The organism is Chrysosporum bergii ANA360D, assembly GCF_029891735.1.
Classification (GTDB): Bacteria; Cyanobacteriota; Cyanobacteriia; order Cyanobacteriales; family Nostocaceae; genus Umezakia; species Umezakia bergii.
In genome coordinates, this window is sequence record NZ_JANQDH010000090.1 from 37,620 (window position 1) to 53,755 (window position 16,136).

Here is a 16,136-nt window from a genome sequence, read left to right on the forward strand (position 1 = left end):
CAACCCAAACCTATTGATTAAGTGAGGGGTGAAACCGCCAATATACAGACCAACGTATTAACTGGTTTTCACACTCGCAACAATTCTTGTCATTCAATAGGAACAGATTATGTCTACCAAGAACAGCGGTAAAATAAAATTTCTCCTCAGCATTCTTGCTGTCACCAGTTTCGCCTCGTTAAATTCCTCCGCTTATGCAGAAACGAAACCCGGTAGTATTGATAAATTCTTGCATCACGCCAATTTAAATACTATCGACCCTAGCAGCATTAACCCAAAACCTGTATCTGTAGAAAAGCTTGCTCCTGGCGCTATCAAAAAACCTGTAGAAAAGCTTGCTCCTGGCGCTATCAAAAAACCTGGTGATGCAGCCTTAAATGTTGCTTGTAACGGTGCTTGTGCAGATGGTGTGAAAAAACCAGGAATCGACCGGACTAACTTACCACAAATAAATCGTAAACCCGGACAATAAACACATTGTCTAGTGATAGTAGGTTTATAACTAATGACCTACTATCAAACTGAGGATTTGTAGTTCATTGAGAACAGAATTATTAATATGAAACTTTCTTGTTATCATGTCATCACCCAGCCATTTTTTGATCAAATAGAAGAACGAGTTAAACGGGTGGTTTTTGCAACTCGCACAGCTAATGTCCGCATTATTGATGACTATACATGGACAATTTTAGCGGCTGGTCAGTTGGATGAATTGCCCCAAGATGTTCTATTAGATTTGGCAGAAATTGAATTAATTGTCCCCACAGGAGAAAATGAATTACAAACAATTTTAAGTGATAATCATGCCGTAGCTACAAATGACGATAATTTATATTTAGTTGTCCAACCTACAGCTTTTTGTCAACTTGGGTGTCATTACTGCGGTCAAGAACATACTAGCAAAATGATGAGCGCACAAGAACAGCAACAGTTCTTAGAACGTGCGGCGAAAAAACTGCAAAGCCAAAAATTTAACAGTGTCTCAATTGGTTGGTTTGGTGCTGAACCTTTGGTGGGACTACCAGTAATGAGAAGTTTAACACCAAAACTGCGATCGCTAGCTGCTGAGTTTAATTGTAGCTATAACGCTAAAATTGTCACTAACGGTTTAGCCCTCACAGAACATATAGCAACTGAACTTGTGCAAGAGTTGGGCGTAAGTTTTATTGAAGTAACTTTGGATGGTGTGGGAGAATATCATAATGCCCGACGGATGCAAAAAAATGGACTGCCTACTTTTGATAAAATTTTTGCTAATGTCACCGCTTTAGCACATCGCACAGATTTAGATGTACAATTAGTTGTCCGTTGCAATGTTGACCGTCAGAATTATGAATCTGTTTTCTGGTTATTACAACAATTAGCAGCAGATGGGATACAAGATAAAGTTGGTTTTTATGTAGCGCCTATTCATTCTTGGGGAAATGACGCTCATCATGGTTCCCTAAGCAAGGAAGAATTTGCAGCTTGGGAAATAACTTGGTTTGGTGAAATGATTGAATTGGGTTTTAAACCAGGACTTTTACCCCAGCGTAAACCTTTAGTTTGTATGGCAGTGATGCCTAATGCTGAATTGGTTGATGCTTATGGTAATATTTTTAATTGTACAGAAGTTTCTTATGTACCCACCTACGGCACACCCAATGAGTATGCTATTGACCATTTATCAGGTCAACAAATGCCAGGTAAACGGGAAAGGTTAAGTAATTTTAATCAGCGAGTTGGTGAAGGGGAATATCCCTGCTCCACTTGTCCCATGTTACCTGTTTGTGGGGGCGGCTGTCCAAAAAGTTGGTTAGAAGAAATGGCACCTTGTCCCAGTGCTAAATATAATATTCAAGAGCGTTTACTGCTCACTTATGCCCTGTCACGAATTGAGCAAGCGGCAACTAACACTTTGGTAAGGGGTAGGGAATAGGGAAGAGGGTTTTGGGAACTTGGTCTGTAAAATAGGTGTCCTAACAAGCACTGAGAAAATTATGTAAGCGCAATGTCCAACATCAGGCTAGACCAAGGGATCAGATTATCGTTGATCGTAGCTATCATGAGCATCACATCGGTTAATTATGCGGTAGCTGATGCTCAAGAAGCATCACCAATATTTGCAGACATTACTATCAAGCGACAGTTTTCCCCTGATCCTTTGACAGTTAGGGGTATGAGTGGCGGTTTGATACCAGCTAGATCAATTGGTGGGCGATCTGAAACACCCACCGGACCTTGTACTGGATTTGTAGATCAAATGCCGGGACACACATTAAAATTAGAAAGTGGATTTGAGTACCTGAAGCTCACCGTGGAAAGTCCTCAAGATACCACAATGATTGTCAAAGGACCTGGGGGAACTTGGTGTAATGATGATTTTGAGAGGAAAAACCCTGGTATAGTTGGGGAGTGGCTACCGGGGACTTACCAAGTTTGGGTGGGTTCATACCAAAAAGACAAGTATTTTCCTTATACATTAAAAATTACAGAAGTCAAGTAAACAGGCCATAGATCCCCTGTGTACAAGGAAAATCAAGGGTAGAAAAAAAACTTCATCTTTCTTCCCCACTCAACAAACAGTAATTTTTTTCAGAGCTAATAAGTCCTGCAATGACCAAGGGATAGTTGTTGTGGGAATTTTACCTCTGTTTTCATATCCTGGGTTGCTTCACTTTTAGTGCAAAGTTGTATTAAAATTAGGTTAACTTTAATTAAGATACCTTTTGACATCGCCTTAAAGCCTTATGGCTCCACAGCGATTTACGATCAAAGATCAAATTAAACAAAATCCCACACCTGATCTGGTTGCGGGTGATGACATCATCAGTCACTGGAGACGGTTAATTGTGTTGGCAGCTAGAGGCAAATTAAAATGAAATTCTCCTGGAGAGTCGCGGTACTCTGGACATTGCCTGCTTTGGTAATTGGCTTTTTCTTTTGGCAAGGGGCCTTTACAGGCGCTCCTGCTGACATGGGTAGAAATGCAGCTAATACCCGCATGACCTATGGACGCTTTCTGGAATACATAGATGCTAACCGCGTTAAAAGTGTTGACTTGTATGAAGGCGGAAGGACAGCAATTGTAGAAGCAAGCGATCAAGATATCGAAAATAGTGTACAACGGTGGCGAGTGGATCTGCCCATTAGCTCCCCTGAGTTAATTACCAAGCTCAAAGAAAAAAACATTAGTTTTGATGCCCACCCCATGCGTAATGATGGGGCCATCTGGGGACTGTTGGGAAATCTTGTTTTTCCAATTTTATTGATTACTGGATTGTTCTTCTTGTTCCGTCGCTCCAGCAATATGCCCGGTGGTCCTGGTCAAGCCATGAACTTCGGCAAATCTAAAGCACGCTTCCAAATGGAAGCTAAAACTGGAGTCAAATTTGACGACGTAGCAGGTATTGAAGAAGCTAAAGAAGAACTCCAAGAAGTAGTTACTTTCCTCAAACAGCCAGAAAGGTTCACGGCTGTGGGCGCACGCATTCCTAAAGGAGTGTTGTTAGTGGGTCCGCCTGGAACAGGTAAAACCCTATTAGCTAAAGCCATTGCTGGGGAAGCTGGTGTACCGTTCTTCAGTATTTCTGGTTCAGAATTTGTGGAAATGTTTGTGGGTGTGGGTGCATCCCGCGTCCGGGATTTGTTCAAAAAAGCCAAAGATAACGCTCCCTGTATCATCTTTATAGATGAAATCGACGCTGTAGGACGGCAAAGGGGAGCGGGTATTGGTGGTGGTAATGACGAAAGAGAGCAAACCCTCAACCAGTTGCTCACAGAAATGGATGGCTTTGAAGGCAACACAGGCATTATTATTATTGCTGCTACCAACCGTCCTGACGTACTAGACTCAGCATTACTACGTCCTGGTCGTTTTGACCGTCAAGTCACTGTTGATGCACCTGATATCAAAGGGCGTTTGGAAATTCTCCAAGTTCACGCCCGCAATAAGAAACTAGATTCTAGTGTATCGTTAGATACTATTGCTCGGCGTACCCCCGGTTTCACTGGTGCGGATTTAGCCAACTTGCTCAATGAAGCGGCAATTCTCACCGCCAGAAGACGCAAAGAAGCAATCACTCTCCACGAAATAGATGATGCTGTAGACCGGGTAGTGGCTGGTATGGAAGGTACTCCTTTGGTAGACAGCAAAAGCAAGCGCTTGATTGCTTACCATGAAGTAGGACACGCTTTAGTGGGGACTTTGTTAAAGGAACATGACCCGGTGCAGAAAGTAACTTTGATTCCCAGAGGACAAGCACAGGGTTTAACTTGGTTCACTCCTAATGAGGAACAAGGATTAGTTTCCCGTTCTCAACTCAAAGCGAGAATTACTGGCGCATTGGGTGGTCGTGCTGCTGAAGAGGTGGTATTTGGCCATGGGGAGGTTACCACTGGGGCGGGTGGAGATTTGCAGCAGTTATCAGGTATGGCTCGGCAAATGGTCACCCGGTTTGGGATGTCTGACTTAGGACCACTGTCTCTGGAAAGCCAACAGGGAGAAGTATTTTTGGGTCGTGATTGGACTACCCGATCTGAATATTCTGAATCCATTGCTGCCCGTATTGATAGTCAAGTCCGGGAAATCGTGGAACAGTGCTACAATAACGCTAAAAAAATTATCCGTGATCACCGCACTGCTTGCGATCGCTTAGTAGATTTGCTCATCGAAAAAGAAACCATTGACGGTGAGGAATTTCGTCGAATTGTAGCTGAGTATACTGATGTTCCAGAAAAACCTCAGTATGTGCCACAAATATAATAGATGACACCCTAAGCGGTAAAATACAGCAAGGCAAAATAACGAAGATTCAACTGGGGATGGTATACACCATCCTCTTTTTTTTACAGGCGGTGGGACGATGGCTAACTGATGTAGTCGAGTGTATATTATATGAAAGCATCATTGGGAGGAATCAATCGTCATGAGTGTGATTATGGCTAAGTGGACGATTGACGAATATCACAGCATGATTGACGCTGGTATTTTAAGTGGGCGTAAAGTTGAACTGCTTCAAGGAGAAATTGTAGAAATGTCCCCGGAAGGAGAACCCCATGCTTATTGTAGTGATGAAGCGGGTGAATATCTAGCAAAGTTATTGGGCGATCGCGCTACAATCCGTGAAGCTAAACCCATTACTTTACCCAACAATTCCGAACCAGAACCAGATATTGCTATTGTCCAACGTTTAGGAAGGGAATATCGAGAGCATCATCCCTATGCGGAAAATATTTTTTGGTTGATTGAGTATGCTAACTCTAGCTTAGAGAAAGATTTAGAAATAAAAAGCAAAATCTACGCTGCAGCAGGTATTTTAGAATATTGGGTTGTCAATCTCAAAAACTCGCATTTGGTGGTATTTCGAGATATTTTAGATCAAGAATATGCTAGCAAACAAACTTTGAAAGGTGGAATAATTCAACCATTAGCATTTCCAGATATTTCCGTTTCTGTGGAAAATATATGCGATCGCTCCTAGGTTTTCATTGTTACCCTGGTGAGAAAAATTAATTATTAAAAATAATCTATCTCCCCTACTAGCCATGATTGAATTTACCAACTACATCCAAGACATACAAACTAATATTAAACGTGGTGGAGAACGCAGTCATTACCCTAGTTTAAAACGACTGATTGAAGGTTTAATGATGGGAATTAATGCCACAATTGAAGAAAAAGGTAATCAATATGGTGTTCCTGATTTCACTATCAGAAAAAGTAGTCGAGTTTTAGGACATATAGAAGCTAAAGATATTAATGTTGATTTAGCAAAAACCGAAAAAACGGAACAACTCAAACGTTATTTAGAATCCAACATTGGTTATAATTTGATTTTAACTAATTATCTAGAATTTCGTTGGTATGTAGATGGAGAACGGGAAAAAACCGCCACATTAGCTAATTTAGAACAAAATGAAATTATCTTAGTTGATGATTTACAACCTATTACCGAATTACTGGAGTTATTTCTGCGTCAAAAAGCCAAAGACATTAATAATTATTATGATTTGGCTCAACAAATGGCAGATTATACTAAAACTATTAGAACTGCTGTTATATCATGTTTAGGAGCAGAAACACTCCCGGAAGAATTACATCAATTAAAACAAACATTTAAAAAAATCTTGATTCTTGATATAGATAATCAAAGTTTTGCGGATATGTACGCTCAAACCATTGCTTATGGTTTATTTACAGCAAAAATTGGTCACGCCCAAAACCCAGGAAAATTTATATTTAATCGCATAAATGCCAGTATTTATATTAGTGATAGAATACCTTTTTTAAAAGGACTATTTAATGTAGTGATCGCTAGGGATACCGTTAGTCAAATTCATAAATCAATTGAGGATTTAGTGGACTTACTAAATACAGTTGATATGACAAATATTTTAGAAAGTTTTGGTAGAGAAACCCGCACAGAAGATCCGGTTATTCACTTTTATGAAACATTTTTAGCAGCTTATGAAGCCACATTAAGAAAAAGTCGCGGTGTTTATTATACTCCTGAACCTGTGGTTAATTTTATAGTTGGTGCTGTGAATGATATTTTAGAGAATGAAGACATTTTTGATTTACAATATGGTTTAGGAAATAGAAAAGTGACAATTCTTGATCCTGCTACGGGTACTGGCACTTTTTTATATGGGGTTATTAAACAAATTCACGATAATGTAGCTAAATATGGTATTGATAAATGGAACTCTTTTTTAAGAGATACCAAACTATTAAACCGTCTCTTTGGTTGTGAATTATTAATGACTCCCTATACTATTGCTCATTTAAAATTAGGTTTATTATTAGGAGATTTGGGTTATAAATTTGCCCCAGATGAAAGATTAAAAATTTATTTAACTAATGCTTTAGAACCAGGAATAAACCAGAAAAAGTTAATTCCAGGAATTACACAAATTATTGCGGAAGAATCAAGTCGGGCTGGAAAAGTAAAAGCCGAAATTCCGGTAATGGTAGTATTAGGAAATCCTCCTTATTCTGTTAGTTCCCAAAATGCGACTAAACGCAAAAGAATCTTAAATCAAGATGAAAAATATTTAGCTGATGTTGAATATACTGGTTTGGATTGGAATAAGGTTTATAAATCTGGAAAAGCAGGTAAAACTATTACTGAGTTAACTTATATTGGCGAACTTTTGGAATTGTATAAAGGTCGGGTAAGATTAGAAAAAGAAAAAAATATTCAACCTTTGGATGATGATTATATTAAATTTATTCGCTTGGCTCAAGAGCAAATTAAAAAAACCCCCAAAGGTTATGGTATTATTGGTTTTATTACTAATCATTCTTATATCAACGGTTTAATTCATCGGGGGATGAGAGAAGAATTATTAAAATCTTTTGATAGGTTATATATCATCGATTTACATGGTAATTCATTATTAAAGGAAACTGCACCCGATGGAAGTGTTGATCAAAATGTTTTTGATATTCAGCAAGGAGTGGCGATTTTAATCGCAGTGAGGGAAAAAAGCGAACCTGATTATTTTTCTACCGCTTATAAATCCAGAGATGGTATTAAGGAAATGGCTAAGGTATGGTATTATGATCTCTGGGGAAGTCGTGAAGATAAATATCACTTTTTAGAATCTACTAGTTTAAATAATGTTGCTTGGATTGAGTTACAACCAACAGCGCCTAATTATTTTTTTGCACCGAAAAATTTTGATTTAGCTACAGAATATAATCAGGGCTGGAGTGTTACAGATATTTTTCCTGTCAATTCAACAGGGGTTAAAACCCATAGAGATCATTTTGTTATTGATTTGGATTTAGGGGAACTGCGTAAAAGAATAGAAGATTTTAGAAATTTAAATATCAGTGATGAACACATATCTAATATCTACAATCTGCGAGATACTCGTGATTGGAAAATTAGTCAAAAGCGAACATCATTAGCTAATAATAAAGATTGGGTCTCTTATTTTACCACTTGTTTGTATCGTCCTTTTGATCAAAGATTTTATTATCATCATCAAGATGTTGTAGAACTGACTAGAAATCAAGTGATGCAGAACATGGTAAACTGTGAAAATTTAGCCTTGGTTTTGTGTCGTCAACAGTCACAACCAGGAGAATGGTATTTAGTGAGTGTATCCAATCAAATTATAGAATGTTGTGCTATTTCTAATAAAACCAGAGAAATTAACTATTTATTCCCTCTCTACACTTACCCAAATACAGAAAATCAACAAACTAACCTGTTTATACAAAGAAATCCTAATTTATCGCCCAAGTTTTTAGAAACCATCGGCAATAAACTGGGTAAAACACCAACCCCAGAACAAATATTTTACTATGCTTATGCTATTTTTCACAGTCCCACCTATCGCAGTAGATATGCAGAGTTTTTAAAAATAGATTTTCCTCGTCTTCCTTTAACTAGTAACAATCAATTATTTAACTGCTTAACTACCCAAGGAGAAGAATTAGTCAATTTACATTTAATGAAATCTACCAGACTGAATAATTTAATTACCACATTTGCCAATCAGGGCAATAACCAGGTTAATGAAGTCAGTTATAATTCAGAGTTGCAAAGGGTTTACATCAATAAACAAAGTTATTTTACAGATATTCCTCAACATATCTGGGAATTTAAAATTGGTGGATATCAGGTATTAGATAAATGGTTAAAAGATAGAAAAAATGCTGGTCGTGTATTGTCAGAAGCAGAAATCAACCACTATCAAAAAATGGTTGTTGCTTTAACAGAAACTTGGCGGCTAATGCCAGAAATTGATAGTTTAATTCCTGGGTTTCCGATGTAGCTTATTTGGATAAGTTACCCCATATTTTTACTTTTTAAAAACCAGTTGAAAGGAATTTAAATACCCAGTAATGGTTTTAGCCAAGGTGCGCTGCTGTTTTTTAGTGGTGATGACCATTACTTGATATAAACGACCATCGGCAAGATACATTCTGCTTCTGGTGATTTTACCTCCAGCATTGACATACTCAATTTCTTTCCCTGGATGACCATTGGAACTAGGCAGGTTACGCTGACTAATTAAATTACTTCCTGTAGTTTTTAACGCCATGTTTGCGGCGTTATTTAGTATGACTTCGGGGGGCGTAATTTTGCCATAACTATAAGGAAAGTCGTTAGAAACAACTAAATACGCTACTTCTTGCCGGGGAGGTTCAGCTACAAATATTTCTAGGTTGATTTCCCCCATGTGAGTTTTTTGGGTTTCTCTGTTCCTCTCCGGCTTTCCTGGCATCAAAACAGTAAAGCGCCCATCTGGGGCGGTAAATAACCTCCATTGTGGCTGTACTGGTGGGGTAACAGTAACTATGGGTTGGGGTTCACTTGCTTTTACCAGGGCAATTCCACCACAGATAACTGTGGCGGTGATGAGTGGTAATAAACCTTTAAAAGTCATAATTCTAGCTATTACAGATGCAACTATTACTGATATTATTGGTTATAACCTAGCGGCACGCAAAGCTGCACCAATTAGCCCCACTTGTTGATTTCGGATAATATATATGGGTATGTCTTCGAGTATGGGGCGCATTCTTCCTTTTTGGCTAAAGTTTAACAGAAAATTACCGTTTTGCAGCAGGGGTAATATTTTGGGGGCAATACCACCAGCAATGTATAAGCCTCCATAGGGTAGTAATTTTAGGGCTAGATTGCCGGCTTCAGCACCGTAAATGTCTACAAATAATTGTAAGGTTTCCACCGCTAGGCGATCGCTTCTTTGTAGTCCTGCTGTACCAATTACCGCTCCTGGGTCAACACTTTTTTCTTGTTGTCCTGCTTCTTGTTCCCAGGTTCTGACGATTTGGGCGATTTCTGGTGATTCGTTGGCTAATTTGCGATCGCGTAAGAATTGGTAAATTGCCACAATTCCCTGTCCAGAAACTACCCGTTCCACAGAAACACGCTGGATGTCATGTTTATCTAGTAAATATTTTAAAAGTTGAAATTCTAACTCACTGCGGGGGGCAAAGTCAGCGTGTCCACCTTCTGAGGGAAAAACTTGATAGTAGTTACCTTGTTTAATTAAAAATCCCTGTCCTAAGCCTGTACCAGCGCCAATAATGGCAATGGGTGCTTCTGGTTGGTGTTTACCAGGTTGCAAGGTGAGTAAATCTTGTTTACTTAACCCAAAAATGCCATAACCTACTGCGCTAAAGTCATTAATTAGGCACATGGAATTGATGCCTAGTTGTTGTTTTAAGCGTTCGGTTTCCAGAAACCAGGTTAAATTGGTTAGTTTAGCAGTGTTATTTACCACCGGACCGGCGATGGCAAAACAAGCCTTTTGTGGTGCTGGTATATTAGTTTTGTGGAGAAACTGTTGCACTAACGGTACTAAGTCCGCAAAATCGCCACTACGGTAAGTTTCCTCGTCAATAGTTTGTAGATTTAGTGAATTGGATACTTCCACTAACCGCAAAATCGTCTTAGTCCCGCCAATGTCTCCTGCTAGTAACAAGGTCATAGTTTCTGTAAAATTGTGAATGAGGGAGTTAATTAGTTTTTCTCTAGAATGATGCCAAATCCCCATTAGGATTTAAGCATAATCAATTACTTCTTGTCTTGCAGTTAAATGAGCGGTATCTCCCTTTAGTTCTAGCAACCATTCTTGATCTTGGCGCACAATTTTAACTAAGGAACATAAATAAGTTTTAACTTCTGTTTTGGCAATGTCTCCCACTAGCCCTATGGCTGCACCTAGTACAGATGCACTATGTCCTACCAGTAAAATATTTTGGGGATAGTATTCTTGGGTCAAGCACATAACAGTCTGCCTGGAACGTTGCTGTACTTTGGCTTCAGTTTCTGGATATTGGGCTGGGATCCGCGGTTGATAGGTAGTATCAATTCTGGGAAATAATTCTGCTAACGCAGGAATAGGGACTGTTTCTGGTGGTGCTGTCATCCAGTGGGGATTGAGCCACTCGCTTAAACCCGTTTCTAGTTTAATGGTTAAATCTAAAATTTCTGCAACTGCGTTGGCGGTTTGTACAGTTCGCAAAAATGGAGAGGCGAAAATGTGAGCAATTTTTTCTGTTTGTAAGCGTTTTGCTAGCAAATGTGTTTGTACTACACCATCATCAGAAAGTGGTGGGTCATAGCGTCTTTGGGCGGTGAGAAACCAGTCAGGGTTGACGAAATCAAGGCGGTTAGCGTGTCTGGCGAGCCAAACTATTTGATTCATGAGATAATTTCATATACTCAACTTAAGATAAGTTTTTCTGTGTATGTTTGTAAACTATTCTTGGGCAAAGTTCGCTGTAATAAGTCACAAACAAAAACTTCGCATAAATCGGCGGTCAATGTAATCTTTCCAGCACCACCACAATTGATGAGGTGGTGATGTGAAAACACCTCTAGTGGCGATCGCCCGTTTGTCCCCAGTACCAATTAAACTTAGATATTGCTGCTGTGGTTTATAGGGGTGAGGTTTTTTGCCTGATAAAATCCTGTGTAAGTTTTCATACAATGGTTTACCTTGGCGCACAGCAAACACCCCAGCTTTAGGGCGGGGATGATTTACCATAGTGGCAATGTCACCCGCAGCAAATACTTGTGGGTGAGTTTGAGATTGTAATGTATCTTCTACTAAAATAAAACCTTGCTCATCAGTACCCAATCCTGTAGTTTTTAACCATGATGGCGCAGATGCTTGTGTTACCCAAAAAACTTTCTGGCTGTTGATTAATAACCCAGATTTACATTGAATTTGCCATATTTTTTCTGTTTCTCTGTTGTGCTGGGGTGCGATTTGGCAGACTGTTTCGCCTAGGTGCAAGTTAACACCACGTTTAATTAAAATTTGCTCAACTCTACGTTGTACTGATTGATGATAAGTATGCAAAATGTGCTGGTGACGGTGGAATAAATGAATTTTTAAATTTTCAATTGGTTGCTGGTTCTGTGTCCAAATTTGATGTAAATGAGTTTGCATAGACAGTGCTAATTCCACGCCACCCGCACCACCACCCACAACGGCTATACTCAGAGATTGTGGGGGATTTTTGCCTACACTGTTGAGTATTTCATACCAATGTTCTAATAATTTTGACACTGGTTTAGCGGTAATGGCATATTCTCTAGCACCTGGGACAGATATAGTGGCTGGAGTGCTACCAATATCAATAGATAAAATATCAAAGTTGACAGGAGGGCGGTTAGCACAAATGACTTGGTGGTTTTTTAAGTCTAGTCCCACTGCCCTATCAATATATAACTGTGCTTGGGCAAAGTTAGCCAGTTTTTGTAAATCTATGTGACATTGATCATGTCTATAAAATCCGGCAATATGTCCCGGTAGCATTCCGGAATAGGGTGTATTTGGGGCTGGAGTAATTAAGGTTAAATGTAGTCCGGGTAAGGGATTTATGCCGAACATTTTTAATACAATAGCGTGGCTATGTCCACCGCCAACTAATACTAAATTTTTATTGATAGGCTGTATATTTTTTGGCATTGATTCAATGTTTGCGGTTTATAGTTATTTTAATCATGTTAACAGGTGATGAATCAATGCCACAGTTCAGTAATCTACAGCGCTTTTAGCTTTCGCTGATAGTTGAAAAGAATTTTGCACTAAATATTATGATTTCTACCGAAAATATAAACAATAGAAGATCAGAGATAAACCTATGTTTTATCTCTGAAAAACACATATTCTTTTTCTATAATGTTGGCTTAGGTTAACAAAGTCGTCATCCCTTCAGTCACTAGGATTAACTTTATCCCAGTATCCACATTTTACCATTCCAGTAATAAACATCTTTGTCTACGTTTGCATTTGGGTCAGTAATCCACGCCATAGGCGGTAGTGGTGCATTGAAACCTGGCGAAACCCTGTTTTCAGGTTTAGGTTGTTGTGGTGGTTGGGCAGTTGGTGGTTTGTTTGAACTCCCTTTAGTTCCATATAGTTCCTCTAGTTCCGTTGGGCTCATTTCTTCAAATTCTTTCAAGATAGCATCTTGGTGTTCCTTGATTCTAAGGAGAGCATCACTTTTTGTGTTCATGAGAGTTATATTCTCTTATGTATTAACTACTTCTGTTGATTTGAATATCAACCTATTAGCAATTATAAGCTAATAAATTACTTAGTACAATACTTGAATGATTAGTATTTATTTATTCTTTTCCCCAATCAATTGAAATTACTTATATGTATATTGAATGACTTGACATACTATTTAAGATATGTATTTGATCCTTAAACCCAGCACACAATCATATAGCACTTCTTAAACACGTGAGATACAAATGTAAATAATATAGGTTCTTCGGTACTTCTTATGGAGAGCCCAGTTCAAAATCATTGAAAGCCTTATTATGTGGGCATTTCATTGAAAATATTGGGCATAATTGTTTATGACCCTTACCCCGTAAGGGTTTTGTTGTTATCAATCCTCGATTACCATAAAATATACGCAAGAACCATAATATAAGTCTTGTATTGCCTGTATCTTGCTCGCTAAGGATGTACGTCAGTTGGTTAAAATTCGCTCTAATACCTATTCTTAATGTATTTTTTTTGAATTAAATCCCGACATGAAGTGACAGTCAATTCTATCTTTTTAGCAAGTCCTAAACTAAATCATATCTTTATATAGCAACGGACAAAACTCTGGAAAAGTATACTAAAAATAAAGATGACCAATGATTTACCCCAAGCCTAGTCGAAGGTGCAACAACAATAAGCAATGAATATAAATCAGACAATAAAACAGCAGTTAATTAATGGTCAAATTTCATTAAAAAAAATTATTGACTGGATATCTTTTACAGAAAAAAACAATACAATTGATACAGTGCAAAATTATTTACTCAGACTGATACAAGACCTAAATAATGAAAAATTAGAGCATAAAGTGAAAATAATTTATGATTTAGAGCAATTTTATCAAAAATATTCCCAATACCATTGGCAAGTCATGGTTATTCTCACTCATTTTGTGCAAAATCATACTGGTTACGTGACTGGTGAAATTCCTACGGATATTCAAGCAGCCCTAACGGTAATTGGTAGAAGAGATAGCAGTCAAGACGAGGAACAACTAGATTTAAGCTATACAGATATAAGAGGGGCTAATTTGGCCGGGGCTAATTTCCCATTGACAAATCTTTATCAAGTTAACCTCTCAGGAGCTAATTTGACTGGGGCTAACTTGTCTGGGGTAATTCTCAGTGCGGCTAACCTTTGTGGTGCTAACTTAGCTGGGGCTAACCTGTGTGAAGCAATTCTGTGTGCTGCTAACTTAGCTGGGGCTAACTTAACTGGTGCTAACTTGCAGCGTGCTAACTTATATCTAGCCACTCTACAAGGGGCTAGTCTCAATGATGCCACACTTGACGGGGCAAATCTCCGGGAAGCGAAGTTATGATTATAACCTATATTATGGAATGTTTCTGGACAAGGTACAAAAACTCTAACAGAGTTTTCAATATCTGATTCTTTTATGTTATATTTAATGCTATGAATTGAAAAAAAATGCTATTAATTCAGTCTTTGGGTAGATTGTTAAAAAAAATGGTGTAGGGGATATTCAAATTTTCAGCTAAATGATATACTATTATCTCATATATCTAAGTAATAATTCTATGTAGAGAGGAATATTACTGCTATGTCTGCTTATAAAACAGACAAACTCTGGCGTTGGCTAATAACTATAACAGTGATATTCGTACTGTCACTGACGCTAATTGTTTTTGTATCATCTTACCGGGAGGAATTGACCGTTGAACAACGCATAGAATATAGAAATCAAGTGTTAACAACCACTGGTATAGTTTTTCTAGGACTGGCAGTGTTGATTAATGCCTACTATGCAGCCAAGCGTGCAGAGGCTATGCACAAAAACGCGATCGCGGCTGAAAAAAGTAACGAAATTAGCATTCAAAATTCCCGGGTTAATCAAGACAAGTTGGTTGTGGAACGCCTGATGGCAGCCATTAATCAGCTTGGCCATGAAACAACAGAAAGCAGAACTGCGGCAATTTATGTTTTAGAAAGAATTGCCCAGAATTTCCCGGAAGAACACTGGACAATTATGGAAATCCTCACTGCTTTTGTCCGGGAAAATGCTCCTATTCAAACCGAGGAAGAGCGAAAAATCAAAGAACGCTTACAGCCAATCTACCTAGGTAGATACAAAAACGGCGAGCGTCGTCCACAAAAGGAGGAACCGAACAACACGGAAGTATTACCCAAAATTCGTCGAGATATTCAAGCAGCCTTGACTGTGATTGGTAGGCGTAATTCTCTGGTAGAAGATCAAAACCAAAAACTGAATTTACGTAATATTGATATCCGGCGAGCGGAATTGCTGGAAGCCAACTTAGAAAGAGCGGATTTGCGTGGGTCTAATCTTTCAGGAGCAAACCTGCGAGGCTCTCATCTTGGTGAAGCCAATTTTGATGGCGCTCAATTGGCTGGCTGTATTCTTTATGCAGCCAAGCTGGAAAAAGCGAGTCTGAATCGAGCCAATATCTGTTGGAGCAATCTCAACCAAGCCAACCTTTCTGGGGCAAATTTACGAGGAGCGAACCTGTTGGGGGCAAGTCTGCGTGCTGCTAACCTCTGTGGGGCGAACTTGTATAAAGCCAATTTGCAACAGACTACATTGAGAGTTGCTAACCTCTCTGGAGCTAAATTGTTTTTAGCTAATTTGCAATGGGCAAAACTGGGTAAAGCTAATCTGCAATTTGCAGGTTTAATTGGAGCTAATTTGTCTGGTGCTAATCTCAATGGTGCTAACCTGAACGGCGCTAATCTCAATGCTGCTAAACTACAGCAAGCAGAAATCTTTTTTGCTAACCTCACCGAAGCCAGTTTTGCTGAGGCGGATTTAGAGAGGGCAAATTTGATGGGGTCAGACTTGAATCAGGCTAGTTTTTTTCAAGCGAACCTTTCGGGAACTAACCTGATGGGAGCTAACCTATCGGATACTAACTTTTGTGAGGTGAAACTAGAAGGGGCAATTTTGACAGGGGCAAAAAATGTCCACTTACAACAAATTACTATGGCGGTGGGCGATGGTACAACACGTTTACCTGATTACTTAGAAACTCCAGCAGATTGGCGGGAATCTGGATAATTAATAGCACCATTAATCACTATTATTTGGGTGCATCTTAGCCATTTTAAGACTCTGATATTGA

Annotated in this window: 13 protein-coding genes; 8 read left to right on the forward strand and 5 right to left on the reverse strand. The window is 38.8% G+C overall.

Going from position 1 to position 16,136, the window contains the following annotated elements:
• Positions 1-109: 109 nt before the first annotated feature.
• The 6 genes from NWP17_RS13330 to NWP17_RS13355 all read left to right on the forward strand — a co-directional run bounded on the left by NWP17_RS13330 (position 110) and on the right by NWP17_RS13355 (position 8,769).
• Positions 110-472 (forward strand): hypothetical protein, encoded by a 363-nt coding sequence (locus tag NWP17_RS13330; RefSeq protein ID WP_280655379.1) that lies wholly within the window; start codon positions 110-112, stop codon positions 470-472.
• Positions 473-559: 87 nt separating this feature from the next.
• Entirely contained in the window at positions 560-1,918 is a 1,359-nt protein-coding gene (locus NWP17_RS13335) for a radical SAM/SPASM domain-containing protein (protein WP_280655380.1), read from the forward strand.
• Positions 1,919-1,990: 72 nt separating this feature from the next.
• On the forward strand, positions 1,991-2,485 hold the full coding sequence (locus NWP17_RS13340) for a hypothetical protein (protein ID WP_280655381.1): 495 nt from the start codon (positions 1,991-1,993) through the stop codon (positions 2,483-2,485).
• A 372-nt stretch (positions 2,486-2,857) separates the two neighbouring features.
• Entirely contained in the window at positions 2,858-4,744 is a 1,887-nt protein-coding gene (ftsH2, locus tag NWP17_RS13345) for an ATP-dependent zinc metalloprotease FtsH2 (protein ID WP_280655382.1), read from the forward strand.
• 163 nt (positions 4,745-4,907) lie between these two features.
• Positions 4,908-5,462: a Uma2 family endonuclease gene (locus NWP17_RS13350; protein ID WP_280655383.1), complete on the forward strand. Its 555-nt coding sequence runs from the start codon at positions 4,908-4,910 to the stop codon at positions 5,460-5,462.
• Between the two features lie 64 nt (positions 5,463-5,526).
• Positions 5,527-8,769 carry a type ISP restriction/modification enzyme gene (locus NWP17_RS13355; RefSeq protein WP_280655384.1) on the forward strand — a complete coding sequence of 1,081 codons (3,243 nt, stop codon included), beginning with the start codon at positions 5,527-5,529 and terminating at the stop codon, positions 8,767-8,769.
• Positions 8,770-8,796: 27 nt separating this feature from the next.
• Here NWP17_RS13355 and NWP17_RS13360 read toward each other — a convergent pair whose 3' ends face one another.
• From NWP17_RS13360 to NWP17_RS13380, 5 genes are all read right to left on the reverse strand, one after another.
• On the reverse strand, positions 8,797-9,384 hold the full coding sequence (locus tag NWP17_RS13360) for a hypothetical protein (protein ID WP_280655385.1): 588 nt from the start codon (positions 9,382-9,384) through the stop codon (positions 8,797-8,799).
• A 42-nt stretch (positions 9,385-9,426) separates the two neighbouring features.
• Positions 9,427-10,452, reverse strand: coding sequence for a glucokinase (locus NWP17_RS13365; protein WP_280655386.1), 1,026 nt, complete (start codon positions 10,450-10,452; stop codon positions 9,427-9,429).
• A gap of 72 nt (positions 10,453-10,524) precedes the next feature.
• Positions 10,525-11,172: a histidine phosphatase family protein gene (locus tag NWP17_RS13370; protein WP_280655387.1), complete on the reverse strand. Its 648-nt coding sequence runs from the start codon at positions 11,170-11,172 to the stop codon at positions 10,525-10,527.
• 84 nt (positions 11,173-11,256) lie between these two features.
• Positions 11,257-12,444 (reverse strand): FAD-dependent oxidoreductase, encoded by a 1,188-nt coding sequence (locus tag NWP17_RS13375; RefSeq protein ID WP_280655388.1) that lies wholly within the window; start codon positions 12,442-12,444, stop codon positions 11,257-11,259.
• A 265-nt stretch (positions 12,445-12,709) separates the two neighbouring features.
• A complete protein-coding gene (locus NWP17_RS13380) occupies positions 12,710-12,994 on the reverse strand; it encodes a hypothetical protein (RefSeq protein WP_280655389.1) in 285 nt (94 codons plus the stop codon).
• Between the two features lie 684 nt (positions 12,995-13,678).
• Between NWP17_RS13380 and NWP17_RS13385 the strand changes: the two genes are divergently transcribed.
• Positions 13,679-14,359 (forward strand): pentapeptide repeat-containing protein, encoded by a 681-nt coding sequence (locus tag NWP17_RS13385; protein WP_280655390.1) that lies wholly within the window; start codon positions 13,679-13,681, stop codon positions 14,357-14,359.
• A gap of 240 nt (positions 14,360-14,599) precedes the next feature.
• The gene (locus tag NWP17_RS13390) at positions 14,600-16,072 is read left to right on the forward strand and encodes a pentapeptide repeat-containing protein (RefSeq protein ID WP_280655391.1); all 1,473 of its coding nucleotides are present in this window, start codon (positions 14,600-14,602) and stop codon (positions 16,070-16,072) included.
• The last annotated feature ends 64 nt before the right edge of the window (positions 16,073-16,136 follow it).

Excerpts from the sequence above, each read along its gene's own strand:
- NWP17_RS13340 (WP_280655381.1), top strand. The coding sequence starts at position 1,991 with ATGTCCAACATCAGGCTAGACCAAGGGATCAGATTATCGTTGATCGTA.
- NWP17_RS13335 (WP_280655380.1), top strand. The coding sequence starts at position 560 with ATGAAACTTTCTTGTTATCATGTCATCACCCAGCCATTTTTTGATCAA.
- NWP17_RS13365 (WP_280655386.1), bottom strand. The coding sequence starts at position 10,452 with ATGACCTTGTTACTAGCAGGAGACATTGGCGGGACTAAGACGATTTTG.
- NWP17_RS13350 (WP_280655383.1), top strand. The coding sequence starts at position 4,908 with ATGAGTGTGATTATGGCTAAGTGGACGATTGACGAATATCACAGCATG.
- NWP17_RS13375 (WP_280655388.1), bottom strand. The coding sequence starts at position 12,444 with ATGCCAAAAAATATACAGCCTATCAATAAAAATTTAGTATTAGTTGGC.
- NWP17_RS13390 (WP_280655391.1), top strand. The coding sequence starts at position 14,600 with ATGTCTGCTTATAAAACAGACAAACTCTGGCGTTGGCTAATAACTATA.
- NWP17_RS13360 (WP_280655385.1), bottom strand. The coding sequence starts at position 9,384 with ATGACTTTTAAAGGTTTATTACCACTCATCACCGCCACAGTTATCTGT.
- NWP17_RS13370 (WP_280655387.1), bottom strand. The coding sequence starts at position 11,172 with ATGAATCAAATAGTTTGGCTCGCCAGACACGCTAACCGCCTTGATTTC.
- ftsH2 (WP_280655382.1), top strand. The coding sequence starts at position 2,858 with ATGAAATTCTCCTGGAGAGTCGCGGTACTCTGGACATTGCCTGCTTTG.
- NWP17_RS13380 (WP_280655389.1), bottom strand. The coding sequence starts at position 12,994 with ATGAACACAAAAAGTGATGCTCTCCTTAGAATCAAGGAACACCAAGAT.
- NWP17_RS13385 (WP_280655390.1), top strand. The coding sequence starts at position 13,679 with ATGAATATAAATCAGACAATAAAACAGCAGTTAATTAATGGTCAAATT.
- NWP17_RS13330 (WP_280655379.1), top strand. The coding sequence starts at position 110 with ATGTCTACCAAGAACAGCGGTAAAATAAAATTTCTCCTCAGCATTCTT.
- NWP17_RS13355 (WP_280655384.1), top strand. The coding sequence starts at position 5,527 with ATGATTGAATTTACCAACTACATCCAAGACATACAAACTAATATTAAA.